The sequence below is a fragment of the Aquimarina hainanensis genome (assembly GCF_042684685.1).
Lineage (GTDB): Bacteria > Bacteroidota > Bacteroidia > Flavobacteriales > Flavobacteriaceae > Aquimarina > Aquimarina hainanensis.
Genome location: NZ_JBHULX010000021.1, coordinates 120,462 through 135,696, shown reverse-complemented (window position 1 = coordinate 135,696; position 15,235 = coordinate 120,462). Strand labels below are relative to the sequence as shown.

General features: G+C 34.7%; 8 protein-coding genes. 6 read left to right on the top strand and 2 right to left on the bottom strand.

What is annotated here, in order from left to right; translation table 11 throughout:
* The first annotated feature begins 473 nt into the window (after positions 1-473).
* A complete protein-coding gene (locus ACFSTE_RS11370; RefSeq protein ID WP_378256932.1) occupies positions 474-4,502 on the top strand; it encodes an agmatine deiminase family protein in 4,029 nt (1,342 codons plus the stop codon).
* Between the two features lie 122 nt (positions 4,503-4,624).
* Here ACFSTE_RS11370 and ACFSTE_RS11365 read toward each other — a convergent pair whose 3' ends face one another.
* The gene (locus ACFSTE_RS11365; protein WP_378256930.1) at positions 4,625-5,239 is read right to left on the bottom strand and encodes a hypothetical protein; all 615 of its coding nucleotides are present in this window, start codon (positions 5,237-5,239) and stop codon (positions 4,625-4,627) included.
* Between the two features lie 402 nt (positions 5,240-5,641).
* On the opposite strand from ACFSTE_RS11365, the gene ACFSTE_RS11360 reads away from it, so the two are divergent.
* The 5 genes from ACFSTE_RS11360 (at position 5,642) to ACFSTE_RS11340 (ending at position 13,897) form a co-directional block, all read left to right on the top strand.
* Positions 5,642-6,946 carry a S8 family peptidase gene (locus tag ACFSTE_RS11360; protein WP_378256928.1) on the top strand — a complete coding sequence of 435 codons (1,305 nt, stop codon included), beginning with the start codon at positions 5,642-5,644 and terminating at the stop codon, positions 6,944-6,946.
* Positions 6,947-7,310: 364 nt separating this feature from the next.
* Positions 7,311-7,931: a Crp/Fnr family transcriptional regulator gene (locus ACFSTE_RS11355; protein WP_378256926.1), complete on the top strand. Its 621-nt coding sequence runs from the start codon at positions 7,311-7,313 to the stop codon at positions 7,929-7,931.
* A 181-nt stretch (positions 7,932-8,112) separates the two neighbouring features.
* The gene (locus tag ACFSTE_RS11350; RefSeq protein WP_378256924.1) at positions 8,113-9,057 is read left to right on the top strand and encodes a hypothetical protein; all 945 of its coding nucleotides are present in this window, start codon (positions 8,113-8,115) and stop codon (positions 9,055-9,057) included.
* Positions 9,058-9,129: 72 nt separating this feature from the next.
* The gene (locus ACFSTE_RS11345; RefSeq protein ID WP_378256922.1) at positions 9,130-9,993 is read left to right on the top strand and encodes a VOC family protein; all 864 of its coding nucleotides are present in this window, start codon (positions 9,130-9,132) and stop codon (positions 9,991-9,993) included.
* A 283-nt stretch (positions 9,994-10,276) separates the two neighbouring features.
* Positions 10,277-13,897, top strand: coding sequence for a T9SS type A sorting domain-containing protein (locus tag ACFSTE_RS11340; protein ID WP_378298148.1), 3,621 nt, complete (start codon positions 10,277-10,279; stop codon positions 13,895-13,897).
* 262 nt (positions 13,898-14,159) lie between these two features.
* Here ACFSTE_RS11340 and ACFSTE_RS11335 read toward each other — a convergent pair whose 3' ends face one another.
* On the bottom strand, positions 14,160-15,029 hold the full coding sequence (locus tag ACFSTE_RS11335; protein ID WP_176028941.1) for a fumarylacetoacetate hydrolase family protein: 870 nt from the start codon (positions 15,027-15,029) through the stop codon (positions 14,160-14,162).
* Between the last annotated feature and the right edge of the window lie 206 nt (positions 15,030-15,235).

Genomic DNA, 15,235 nt, shown 5'->3' with positions numbered 1-15,235 from the left:
AAACAACTCAGGAGACTTTATATAATGCTTAATCAAAGAATTTCAGTTATTTAATAAGTGAGGTATCCCATGTCTTAGGTGTAATTTTATAACATATCCCTATAATTTTAACATACTACTATCCATTGAAAAAGGCAATCAAAACCATTATTGTTCAGACTCAATGTCGATTAGAAGATAAAAGTGATGAGATGTGACTTTTAAATGAGCTAAGTATAAGATTTATAGTTATATATGTTTTTTTGAAATAGGAGAAAATTAAAGGAAACATGCTATTGCAAAAGAGTCTCTTTTAGGGTCAAAAACTATGGTTTTATGATCTTGAAAAGATGTTAACTGGTTGATTTTGTGTTAAAATAGCATCTTAATATTAACATTTTTTTAGCCTATAAGTTTTAGGGGGGTATTCGTTTTTTGATGTCTTAGGGGGTAATAATACTTAATTAAACACAAATTAAAACAACTTATGAATCATGCGAAAAATTAATCTCATTTTAGCTATTGTAGCTATATTTTTCACAGGTGTATTAAAGGCTCAGGAAGTTTTTACTTCTAAAGAAAAGAAGCTGATAATAGAAAAATATACAAAAGGCGATAGTAACTTTAACCCATCACCTGCAGAATTAGAAGTTATTTATAATTATATAAAAAACAAGAAGTTAACAAAAGAAGAATTAGAAGAATATAAAGAGAAAAGTAAACGTAAAATAAGTAACGATGAATTAGAAAAATATCGAAAGGCGAATAGTAAAAAATCGCGAAGCTCGGCAAGTAATGCCACTATGGAACTTCCTGCTGATGCTAGATTTCCGGGAGAGTTCGAAGAAGTTCAAGGAATCTTTGTGACGTACCCTTATCATGCAAATGCTCCTGATTTTACATATTATGGAAAATTTTTTAGAGAATTGATCAATGGAATACAGCAAGCAGGAGTTAAGGTGTATATAAACGTACGAAAACAATCGGATAAAGATATTCTAATTCGTCATTTTAGAGAACAAGGAACACCACTTACTAATTATCAGTTTTTAGTGAACCCTTCAGATCAGTTTTGGACCAGAGATTTTGGTCCGATTAATTTTTACTATGGAGCTGATGATAAAATCGGTTGGGTAGATTTAAATTATGGAGGTAGAGGTAAGGATGATCAGTTAACCCCACTATGGGCCAAAGAAATGGCTATAGACTATACTTATATGCCGATCAGATTTGAAGGAGGAAATACCCTGATGGATGGACAACAGACATTAACTACAAGTAGTGCCGTGTTTGAAAATAATGGTTTGGACTATTCTAAAGCAGAAGTTGAAAATATGTTAAAAAAGTCATTTAACTTAAAAAAGTTATATGTTTTAGATAGGCTTATAGATGATGGAGGAACAGGGCATGTTGATTTATATTTGGATATGACGGATGAGAACACTTTCGTGTATACAAAGCAGCCTATGGAAATGGCTAATATATCAGAATATGTAGATTATCAAAATGTCCTGAATAACATTGAATTTTTAGAAAAACAAACAAGTTCGGCAGGAAAACCTTATGCTTTTAATACCATCCCTTTTCCGACTCGTGATGATGGATCTATATTTGATACAGCCAAAAGTATTAATGGGACCAACAGAACGTATAGCAATCATTTAATTGTTAATAAAACAATCATACAACCAGTATTTAACGATGGTCAAACCGGTAATATAGAAGGAGATAGAGCGGCATTGGATATTTTGAAAAAGAAATATCCTGGGTATAAGATTATTACTGTTGATGGTCGTGTTCTACAAGGTTTAGGAGGCTCTATACACTGTGTAACAAAGGAGTTTGCAGCAGAAAACCCTGTTAGATTTAAGCATTACGCATATAGAGGTGAAGTAAATAGATGTCAATCTTCGTATCCGATTGATGCTGTGATTACTAATAAAAGTGGAATAAAACAGGCAACATTGTTTTCAAGAGTAAAAGGAACAACTACCTGGACTCAAACAAGGATGACAAAAGAAGCAGCTAACCATTGGAAATCTGCTATTACATTATCTTCGGCTTCAAGCAATGACATGATAGAGTACTATTTGTCTGCTACCTCTAATAATGGAAAGACAATGACATATCCAATGACAGGTGCAGAAGGTGGGGCATATACGTTTTGGTGTGCTTCCAGTTGTTCGAAAGAAATTACTGCACATCCATCATATAAAGAAAGTTTTGAAAGTTCTTTAGGAGACTGGATTCAGGATACTGCGGATGATTTAGATTGGAAATTGAGTACAATGGGGCAAACAGAACCAATCAATGCTGCTGATGGGGATTATTATTTATTTATAAATAATTCAGAAGGGACTTCTAATAAACAAGCAATTCTCAAATCACCTTGCCTTAATCTATCAGGTGCTAGTTTTGCAAAGCTTACCTTTAAGCATTATAACTATGGAGGGAATGATACCGGTTCTTTATACCTGGAAGCTAGTGATGATAATGGATTTACCTGGGAGAAAATATGGCAAACACCAAATAATCAGACTACCACTTGGTCTCCTGTAACAGTTGACCTGAAAGAATACATTGGAGAAACAGTACAATTACGCTTTAATCGCACTACAGGGACAAATTCCCGTGCAGGAATTGCTATTGACGCGATATCTATTTCCACATTGGAAACACAGGCACCAACAACTCCGCTTAACTTAGCAGTATCCAATGTAGCAGCAACCAGTTTGACATTAACGTGGGCAGCAGCTACAGATAATGTAAAGGTAACAGAATATTTAGTGTATGAAGGGACAAAAAAGGTGGCAACGGTTAAGCCAGACTATACAAAGTTTAATGCGACTGCTCTAACACCAGAAACAGTATATACATATACCGTAAGAGCAAAAGATGTGGCAGGGAACATTTCTTCTGCTAGTAACATAGTGAATGTGACTACTTCCAGAGGAACTGCACCCAATACGGCTTGTGATAAAGTTCCTGATGCGGATGAAACACTGTTTTATGAGATAGGAGATCGTGCAAAATGGAAACCTTGGAGAGAAGAATATAAATCAGTATTTGAATTTACCAAGGCAGGCTGGGAAAGACAGTTTAAATGTAACGCAACAGGATCGGACACACAAGCGCCTACAGCACCTGCGAATCTAACAGCAGGCAATGTTACTAAAACTACCATTGACCTTAGCTGGGGGGCTTCTACTGATAATGTAGGTGTAACCGGATATGAGGTATACCAAGGAAATACCATGATCGGAACGGTTACTGGAACAAGATACCAGGCTGTGGGATTAACAGCAGGGACAGCGTATACTTTTAAGGTATTGGCTAAGGATGCTGCAGGAAATAAATCAAGGTCTAGTAATACTGTTACTGCCACGACAATATCAGAAGACACACAAGCGCCTACAGCACCTGCGAATCTAACAGCAGGAAATGTAACGCAAACAACTATTGATCTTAGCTGGGTTGCTTCTACTGACAATGTAGGTGTAACTGGATATGAAATTTATCAAGATGATGTTTTGAAAACTTCGGGAACTACTACCAGTTATCAGGTAATGGGATTAACACCTAATACTTCATATCGTTTTAAAGTCAGAGCAAAAGATGCAGCAGGAAACTATTCGGCATTTTCTAATATCGTTTCTGTTAAGACAATAGGAGATACGGGAGGTGATTGTCAGAAAGTAACAGGAGTAGTAGCTTCTGATATAAAAGATGTGTCAGCTACTATTGATTGGAATGTTGCAGATGGAACGACTACTTATATTGTGGAATATAAAAAGACTACTGCTAATGCTTATACAATAGTTGAAGCTACATCAAATACTTTAGGGTTGAGAGATCTTAGTCCGGAAACAACCTATCAGTTACGTATAAAATATACTTGTAAAGGAGCTACAGGAGATATCTGTGACGGGGTTGCCCCATGGAGTTCAGGAGTAGTATACCAACCAGGAGATAAGGTAGTATATAATGATACCTTGTACCAAAAGAATAGTTCGAATGGTTGGGATAATTTAGGGAGATGTGGTACTACAGGAAATGTACAAGGAACAGATGCTCCGTATTCGGATATAATAACATTTACAACCAAGAAAACTCCCGGAGGAGGAATTTGTGATGGAGTAGAGCCATGGAGATCAGGAGTTGTATATCAACCTGGGGATAAGGTAGTATATAATAATACCTTGTATCAAAAAAATGCTTCAGGAGGTTGGGATAACCTAGGTGCATGTAATGGAAGTAAGAAGCTAACTTCTCTGGCGTCATACCCGCCATCAGCAATAGAACTGATAATTTATCAGGAACCATTCTCTGGTACATTATCAATTTCTCTGCCAGAAGCACTACTTAAATCATCATCATATCGCATATTTGATGTAACAGGAAAGGTTATTATGAGCGGAGAAAAAGCTAAGAAAATAGACGTAGAAACAATAGAGAACGGAATGTATATTTTAAAAATAACATCCGGAAAGAACAGTTATGTAAAACGTTTCTTAAAACATTAATATCGTACTACAATAAGTAAATTAGGAAAGCGCCTTTATTAAAAAGGCGCTTTTTTTGTCTTTTAAAATTTAAAAGTACACTCATGAAAGTCAAAAAAATCAGGTCAGGTCATGATAGCCATTTATTCAGAAATCCAGGAATCATGTAACCATTTTTCTGTAATTCTGATTTTATCTCTATAGTTCCATTTAATATTCCGCTCAAATGTGATTATCGATCCATCAAAACCAACAATTACCCAGGCATAATCATCTTTAATTTCCCGGTGACATTTATATTTCATTCCAGAAATTGTCAACGGCTTCCCATTGACAACAATCTTCTCGTCGTGTTGGGCAATCCATAAATTTCTTACATTTATTGCTAGGGTAGAGTCAACTTTAACCAGAAATTCAATAGCAATTGCTTTAGTTTGTTCTTTAGAAATCATTTTTTGAGTTGCATATTTTGTATCCATATGGGTAAAACCTAAAATTTGCTTTTCCTTTTCAGAGATAATAAAGGAAAAATGCTCTTCACTGATTAATTGTTCTCCATTTTTCTGATATCGGAATAGGTATGCAGAAACTTTGTCCGTCATAACTTTTTTTACCGAATGAAAATGATAGTCATTAGGAATGCTTAATTTTTCTTGAAAAACCTCAATATAGGGCTTCATATCATTAAAAGAAATTTGCTGTGATATTAATTTAGTATGCATGATAAAAACAATTGTAATTAGTAATAATATTTTCATAAATTATCTCCTTAAAATGTAAATAAATGACATTTTAAGGAGATAAACAACATTTTATAGAGTAGATTTTTATGGGGAATGAGACACCTTAGGTGATTTGTTATTATACTTTTTTAACAAGAGGTTTTGCTAACAAAAAAGAAGTTATTAGGGGGTTACTTGTCGTTTTTGTTATTCTTTAGTGTCTTTTTTGTTTCATTGAGTAAGGTGGTTAGGGAGGAAGTTCCAGAAAATTAGCAATGTATTAACAATTTTAAGAGTTGATATTTCTTAAAATCCGTAAGTATCTAAGGGATAGGTGCTAATAAAATACAAAATATCTCATAAAGGGAAATTTTGACTAAATATGTATGTACCCCTCCGGCTAATTTTATACCTGAACTTTTAAAAACATAAACTCATATGAATTTATCAAAAATTAAAAACGACATGTTCCCGAAAAGCTGTGCATTGCTTTTATCAGCAGCTTTAACTTTTACATCTTGTAATAAAGAAGAAGATGGGATAGATCCAACATTAGGAGAAGAAAGCAACATTCAGATCGTTAAGGGAGAATACATTGTAGTATTTCACAATCAAAGTATTAAGAGTAATGCAGTAAAACAGGAGTCTTTAGGATTATTAAAAAAGTATGGAATTACCAGTGATCAGATCAAAAGTGATTACCAAAGTATATTCAAAGGAATTGTACTTCATGATATTTCAGAAGATACGTATAATCAACTTCAGGAAGATCCGGCTGTAAAAAGTGTAATTAAAAATATCCCGATGGAGTTTAATTTAACACCAGTTAACTTACCAACTCAGGAAAATACAGGGACAAAAATGAATGACCCTATTTTTGATAGGAGATTACCCAACGGAGAGATTGTACCATATGCTAATCAAAGGGTAGGATATGCTGATGGTCGAAGAGAAAAAATTTGGTTTTTTGATGGCGGAATAGCTGAGGTTAATGAACTGAATATTGATCGTAGATTAAGTCGTAATTTTATTGCTGGGGAGCCAGCAAATGCATGGCAAGATACACGGGCAGATAGTCATGGAACTCGGGTAGCTTCCATCGCAGCTGCAAAAATGAACGGATCAGGAATTGTAGGAGTAGCTTATGGCGCTACAGTTGTGTCTATAAGAGTATTTGGCACAGGGGCAACATTAGCATCGATTACTGAGGCGTATGATTATGTAGCCAGAAATATCGGTCCTAATGATGTTTGGAATATGAGCGGAGGACCTACCTCTTCATACCAAGGCTTGGTTCGTAGAGGGTTTAAAGATCAGGCAGATTTATTAGCGGCTGCTATTGCAAATCTGGGAAGGATTCGTCCCGGGGCAATTGCAGCAGGGAATGATGGAATCAATTTAGATCTAAACCCCTTCGTAGAATCTATGAATAGTACTGCAAATGATAATGTGTACATTGTAGGAGCGATAAATAATAGAGATCAGGTGTGGAATTCTTCCATGTTTGGAAGGGTGATTGATTACTGGGCTCCTGGAGTGGAAATGACTTCTATCGACCGTTTTGGAAATGTAGATGTAGGAGGACCTGGTGATTCAGGAACATCTTTTGCTTCTCCTGTAGTTGCTGCGGTTATTGCATTGACAAACAATAATCCAACAATCAACAGAAACCAAAATATTACAAGAAATGGTCATACCAAACCTGTACCATTGGCACAAATAATAAACATAATAGGTAGATAATATTTTCATTTCTTTTTTTTATAATTCCGATACTTATGAGGTGTTAATCAGCAGCTCATAAGTATCGCTTTTTAGAAAAACTTCTAAAATATATAATACTATACTGTATTTTCCGAGAAGGAATAAATGATGAAGAAGGATAATGGATGCAATAACATTAGCAAATGTGTTTTCTCTCTGGATAGGGATGTAAATTCTTATTCTTTTATGAAGAAATAAGCTTTGGGATATTATATATTTATATTTTATTACTTGATAATCGAGATGTGTAGGCTCTGAGTGGGACTCGAAATTAAAATTACATCTTACTATTATATTTTGTGCACTAGTAACAAAGGTAGTAGAAAGATTAAGTACGATATAGATGGAATATTTACAGGAATTTATTAAGTATTATCACATTACAGAAGAAGAGTTGATTTCTGAATTAAAAGAACATGCGTACAGCACTATTTTAAAAAAAGGAGAATATGCGATTAAAGAGGATGAGTATATCACACTTCTTAAAATTGTTGTCAAAGGAAGAATAAGAGTTTATCAGCAATATGAAGATAAAGAAATTTTAGTATACTATTTAAGAGCTATGGAAACATGTATTCTATCACTTTCTGCGTGTTTTGAGCATTGTAAGAGTAATGTGAATGCAGTTGCAGAAGAAGATACTGTTTTATTAAATATCCCTGTTCGCTTTGTAAAGGAGTGGAGTTTTAACTATCGATCCTGGCATGATTTTACGATTAATACATTTAGGGAAAGTCTTACTATCATGTCTTTTAACTATTCCAAATTGGCATTTGAACCACTCAAAAATCGCTTGTTAGACTACATTATCCAGGAATCTTCAGACAGTACATTATACCTTTCTCATTCGCAGTTAGCTAAAGAATTGGGGACGACAAGAGAAGTTATTTCTAGGATTTTAAAAAAACTGGAGCAAGAGAAAAAATTAGTGTTAGGGCAAAAAACAATTAAAGTTTTAATATAAACTTTTCAATAAGAAGAGAACCATATAGAAGCCCCCCTTTTTTACATCAAAAATAGAGAACCTGTTTTGCTAATGGTTGGGAAGACCTTAGCAGGAAAATTTCTAATTACTGAGTTATTAGACCTTGTTTTTATTGCTTGTGACATTTGTCACAGGTTTATCATTAAAAAACCCAGTTATTTTGCATCATAATAATAATGAACAACCTAATTTAAGTTTAAAAATTATGATGATGTATCTGAATAAATTAATGGTATTGACGGGGGTATTTACTCTATTTATAGGATCTTGTGTAGGACAGGAGCCTAAAAACCAAAAGATAAAAACAGCACAAAACTATATAGAACAGCCTCCGTTAGCACACCATCAGGTAGCGCTAGAAGTATTGACAGCTAGCAAAAAATGGATAGAAGAATTTAATAAAGGAAAAGGAGAAAAATGTGGGAAGAGCTATGCAAAAAATGCTTACATGCGTGTGATTCCGGTAGGGGGTAAAAATGGAAATAAAAATATATCACAGTTTTGGATTGATTTTATTAAGTCAGGAGCTTCCAATCTGGTATATACTGATGTCAATGTAGCAGTGATACATGAAAAACAGGTACTTTTATCTGCCAATTGGCAGATGAATGTCGGAAGAGGGGTAATCTATCAGGAAAAATGGGAAAAAGTAAATGGAACATGGGTAATTACCTATGATGATTTTGAAATCTTAGAACACTTTAGAGCTCCCAAAACAATACAAACAGACCCATTGGCAAGTCACAAAGCATTAGAAGGAGTTATTAAAGCGTCTATGCATTGGACAACAGGATTCAATACCCAAAATATTCAAACATGTAGTGATGGCTATACAAAAAATGCAACTTTAAACCCTTCTCCTTTTCCTGAGGTAATAGGGAAGAAAGGCATACAGACATTTTGGACAGAACTTATCAAAGGAGGTGCTAAAAATTTAATTTATCACTCCCCTACATTTACATCCGTAGCAGAAAACCGAGTAGTACTTTCATCTAATTGGTCGATGAATATAGGAGAAGGAAAGATTTATCAGGAGAAATGGATTTTAAAAGATGGAAAATGGTTATTGGATTACGACGATTTTCAGGTTTTAAAACAGTATTAATCGATATTATAAATATAACAAGAATGAGGTTTAATATATTTTTAAAGCCAGTTCTTTTTTAAGAGAAATAAAATGAAGTTTAAAGGTTTTTCATTACATATAAACCACCCAGAAGAGACACTCTCTTTTTATCAGGATATAATAGGGTTCAGACTTGTAGAACAATACCAAGTTGAAAATCATACCATTTTTTGTCTGGAAAGTAAAGCAAGAGGATATGATCTGGAGCTTATCTATAATCAGGAGAGTGAGAATATAAATTATGCACATGAGATGCAGGATAATTATTGGAAGTATAGTTTATTTGTAGATGATATTAAAAGAGTATATCATCGATTAAACCAAATAAAACACGCTACAGGAGAGGCATACCAATTCGGGGATATCGGGTATTTAATGCACACCGCGGATACAGAAAGTCATAAGATAGAATTTATTCAGAAAACATTTGAACAACATAGCAGGCAGACAGTATCTAATGATTTGTTCTTTTTAAAAGAACAACCGGTTTTAGGCCTACTGACGATTCGTACAAAAGATCTGGTAAAAATGCTGCGTTTTTTCGAGAGCATTCTAGGACTAAAGCTATTCGTACGAATGTATGTAGAAAAGGGAGAAGGGTTTACACTTTACTTTTTAGGAGATAGAGAATTAGTACCTCCGAATCCAGACATTGATGCTATAGAAAATAGAGAATGGATGTATCAACAAAATCATTTGTTTATTGAAATTCAATATTATTGGGGGAGTGAATATAAAGAAGGTTTTGATTTATGCCGAAATAAAAGAGGTCTTAAATCAATTAATTTTGTAGGGAATTTAGAAACCGTAAAAGAAAAGTTGTTACTCTATGAAGTGCAGTTTGTAGAAAGAGAAACCAGCATTATTTTTAATACACTTGATGCACATGAAATTATAGTAACCCAAGCAATATAAATATATGCGCGTATATAGGTTTTTAAATTTTTTCTCTATGTTGTACACTGTTTTTTACGCGGTTAGATATAAGTTGTAAAATTTATTCTTGAAGGTTAATATAGATTTTTTCGAAGGTTATACTATATATTTTATAACTTTTTAAGAAAACATTATTCTTTTTTAAAGAAAAAAAAATCGTGAGTTTTTCTTCCTTTATTCCTCACAAAATCAACTTAATATGAAACTTTATAGGAAAAAAACTTTTCGCCGATTAAGGACATACTGTTTAACTTTCGGGGTATTGACTACCGGACTTACAGGAGTTGCACAACAAACTCAAACAAGATCGTCTACTAATACTTTTTCAGGTTTTCAAGGACAGGTTTCTTTGAAGGATTCTCAAACATCTCCTCGGGACAACCCTAGAGCTCGTTGGGAATATCATATGGAAAAAATAGTAGATCCTTCTACAAAAAAGCTTCCGGAGGATATTCGAAAAAAGGAAATAGCTTTTGTCAAAGGAATTTTAGAAGGAAAAGAGTTGTCAAAATCGGTTGCAAAACAACAAAAATCAGGAAAACATAATTATTACTACTGGAAGCAACGAGGACCTGCAAATGTTGGAGGGCGTACGCGTGCATTGGCAGTTGATCGAACGAATGAAAACGTAATTCTGGCAGGAGGAGTTACTGGAGGATTGTGGCGATCAGAAGATGCCGGGAATTCCTGGAGACAAATTTCAGGTTTCTATGATAACCCTGCTATAACCAGTATTGTTCAGGATCCAAGACCAGGTAAAGAGCATATCTGGTATTATGGAGGAGGAGAGCGATATGGTTCAACCGGAGATGGCATCTCTTTTGAAGCAGGGGGGATTTATAAATCGGTGAATGGAGGAAGAAGTTTTTCGGTACTATCTTCCTCTGTAGTGCCTATGACTAAAAAAGCAAAAAAAGAATTTGCTTTCGTAAATAGTTTAGCAGTTGACGCTACTACCGGTAATTTGTATGTGGCTTCTACAGAAGGCGTTTATCGCTGGGAAGAAAACACTTTTGAAACCATTCGAACAATTGATCCTGTAAATCAACGTTTTGGATCAGGGTATAATATTGCCGTGTCTCCTACCGGTCAGGTATATGCGGCATATAATGGAGATTCTTCTTTTTATCAGAATCCTGACCAACCCTTTTTTTTCTCTTCAACAGATCAAGGAAATACCTGGAAAGATATTTCGCCACCTCTCGAAATGACTAAAAATTTTAATGGAAGAGCAATTATTGAAATAGATCCTTCTGATGAGAATCGAATCTATTTATTTGTTACCACGATGAGAGAGGATTATAACTCAGCAAACGTTTACCGATATCAGGCAACTGATAGAGAACCCTGGACAGATTTGAGTCAAAATCTATTAATGAATCAAGGTTTTGTAAATAGTTTAACCACGCAAGGAGGTTATAATATGGTCTTTGAAGTCCACCCTACAAATCCAAATATCATTTTTGTAGGAGGCGCCAATTTATTTCGTTCCGAAACGGGACTTACAACTCCTTTAGAGATAAAAGACAGAGTCGGGGGGTATTGTTCTGATACAGGAATGGAATACCATCATGCAGATCAACATGCCTTATGGTTTTATGAATCAGATCCTAATAAAATGCTTTCTGCAAATGATGGAGGAGTTCACCTCACGAATAATCTTATGGGCAAAGGATGTGAAGGAATGAAATGGAAATCTTTAAGTAATGGATATTATACAACACAACCATATCATGTTTCATTTGACCCGAATTCTAAAAAAGAAGAACTATTAGCAGGTTTTCAGGATAATGGAAGCTGGTATAGTGACTCCAGAAGATCAGATCATCCTTGGGATTTTATTCATGGGGCAGATGGAGGATACAGTGCGATTGCTGATCATGGAAAAACCATGTATGTTTCGACGCAAGGAGGATATGTGATTAGATATAAAAAGGATAATAATGGCACTGTAATAGACTCGGGAACAGTGGTGTCTCCAAAAGAGGCTAATCTTCATGGTTTTATTGTTCCGTTTATGTTAGACCCGATCAATGATAACATCATGTATTATCTGGGAAGGAAAACAGTGTGGAGAAATAATAACCTGGATAGTATTCCTGCTACCGGTAATCAGGAACATATAACTATCAACTGGGAGGGGTTAGAATTAGGAGTGTCAGGAACGCCATCGGCTATTGGATTATCAAGATACCCTGTAGGGAATCGAATGTATATCGGAACTAAAACCGGAACTATATATAGACTAGATAATGCCAATGTAGCCAATGGACCGGCAAAAGATATTAGTTCCGGAAAGGGGTTACCTCAGGGGTATATTAATCATATAAATGTAGACCCATCAAATTCAGATCGCGCAATAGTAACTTATTCTAATTATGGAATTCCCAGTCTTTTTATTACAGAAGACGGAGGAGAAACCTGGACTGATATCGGAGGGAATCTGGAAGAACAATCGGATGGAAAAGGAAATGGTCCTTCTGCTAAAGCATCTGCTTTTTTGGGAGGTAGTAATAGTGCTCTAGGAGTGAATTTTCAAACTGTTTTTGTGGCGACTAGTACAGGGTTGTATTATACTCGTCATTTGAAAGGAAAAAACACCTACTGGTATAAAGAGCCTTTTGTAGTAGGAAATGCATTGACAACAACAGTACAAACCAGAAAAGATGGATTTATAGCAATATCATCTCATGGAAATGGAATGTTCTCTGCTAAGTTCCCGGTATTTTTTAATCCAATTCCAGAACCTACGATACACGTGGCACAGATGCTGGATAATATTGAGGTAGATTATCGGGATAATTATACAACTTCTATAGATGTATCCAACGTATTTGAGACTGATGATGGAAACCCTCCTTCCATATCACTTATCAATTCTAATCCAGCATTAGTGACAGCAGCATTAAACGGAGATTTGTTAACGCTGAACTATAAAGGAAATACAAATGTGGGAAGTGCTACAATTACACTGATAGCCAAAAAAGGAGAAGAACAAACTTCTGAAGGTTTCTCTTTTATATCTAAGGAACCAATGTTATATGATCAGAAGCAACGAGGAACAGTGAACTCCTTTTTAACATCGTATACTAATGATCAAGGATATGCCTCACAAGGAGCAGACGATTTTACGATCCCAGCGGGAGAAATTTGGAATATTAGAAGAATTATAGCTTTTACACATTCTAGTGAATATATACCTTTTGCCGTTGAAGATATTAGTTCTTTGAAAATTCAGTTGTATAATGATCAAAATGGAAAACCAGGAACATTAAGAGAAGAGTATTCTGTAGATAAGCTGGATTTTCTTGATAAAGATATTTCTATAGTGTTACCTTCAATACTTCAATTAGAAGAGGGGACCTATTGGATAAGTATTATACCTCACCTAAAGAATGAGAAGTCTCAGTGGATTTGGGGAACATATGACATATATAGTTCGGATATAAAAGGAGCTCCCGCTCATTATTTAGGTAAAAACTTTTTTTCAGATCAACCTGATATAACTACCTGGACACCTGTTCATGAGATAGAGAAGTATGCTCCTTACATCGAGAAATGTGATGCAAGATTTCAGTTGTTTGGAGTAAAAGAAGGGGAAACGTCTAAACGACCGGAAGAAACAACAGAGTTACCATTGTTATTATGGCCTAACCCCTCTCATGATTTTTGTCAGATAGATTTCAAAACGATTCGCAAATTTGATAAAAAAGTAACGATAGACGTATTTGATGCATTAGGTAATAATATCAAGAAAATAAATCAGATCAGAACACAGATCGGACAGTATTTCTTAAATATTCAGAGTTTACCCAAAGGAACTTATATCGTTAAAATTACAGGTAAAAAGACAAATAAAACATTTAAGATTTTGAAAAAGTAATAAAGAAATATCACTTGCTGTTGCATTAGGAGGTGATACCTGTTTTTCAAACAAATTCCCTGGATGAGTCTGGGGAATTTGTATATAAGACATTTTTTATTCAAAAACCGGTAGAAGAATATCAGATAATAAAAAGAACTAAACCTATTGAATTGATATATAATGGATAATTGATCAATTGTTCTTAGAAATAAACGAGGAAGTGTTTTCTTTATGAGTAGTATAGAAAATGACAGATGACATTAGGGAATAAGAAGGTTATTCACATACTCTTTTCATCCTCAACACCATTTTTTAAAATACCAATTTCAGGAACACTTACTGTAACGATATCTCCAGGAGCTAAATAGATAGGAGGACTGAATCTGGCACCAGCTCCATTAGGTGTTCCTGTCGAAATCATATCACCTGGTTTTAAAGTCATAAAAGTACTGAGATATGAAATGATATAAGCGAATGAGAACATAAGATTAGCGGTTGTGTCCTGTTGACGTACTTCCCCGTTGACACGAGTTTCTATAGTTAGGTTCGTATAATCTGTAATCTCAGTAGCGGTCACAAACCAAGGACCGATTGCACCCGATTTCTCAAAGTTTTTTCCTTGTGTAACATTGAATTTTGCATGTCGAACCCAATCGCGGATGGTTCCTTCATTCATTAAGGTCAAACCTGCTATATGTTCCAGTGCTCTATTTTCAGGGATACGTCTTCCCGGTTTACCAATGACAATGACAATTTCTCCCTCATAATCTAGTTGATGAGATTCAGGAGGGCGAACCAGGTTTTGTTGATGTCCGGTAAAAGAATCCAGATATCGCAAGAACAAACTTGGATATTGAGGTAATTCAGAATTGTCTTTGTACTCAGCATTTCTATTCGTATAATTAACCCCGATACAAGCGATTTTTTCTCCAGATAGTATAGGAGGAACATATTCGATCTCCTGTTCTGTATACGCAATTCCAGTATTCCGGGCAATATCTTCTAATTTTTCTAAACGATCCGTCTGGATCCAATGACATAAGTCAAAACCATGATCTTTTCCAATATCTGTCAGGAAAATACTGTTTCCCTTCTCTATTATTGATCCATAGGTAATCCTGTTATTGATCTTATATGATGCAAATTTCATAGTTAAACGCTCATTTTAGAATTCCAAAAATAGATTTGAAATTTCTTTTTGTATTGCATTAAAGTGTAGCTTTTCTTTAACTTATATGAAGCTCTTTTCTTGTTTAAATAAAAAATAATTTACATAAAACTATAAGGATTAATACACTTTTTGTAAAACATGATTCTAAATAAATAGCGAACTATGTACAATACAAAAAAGATACA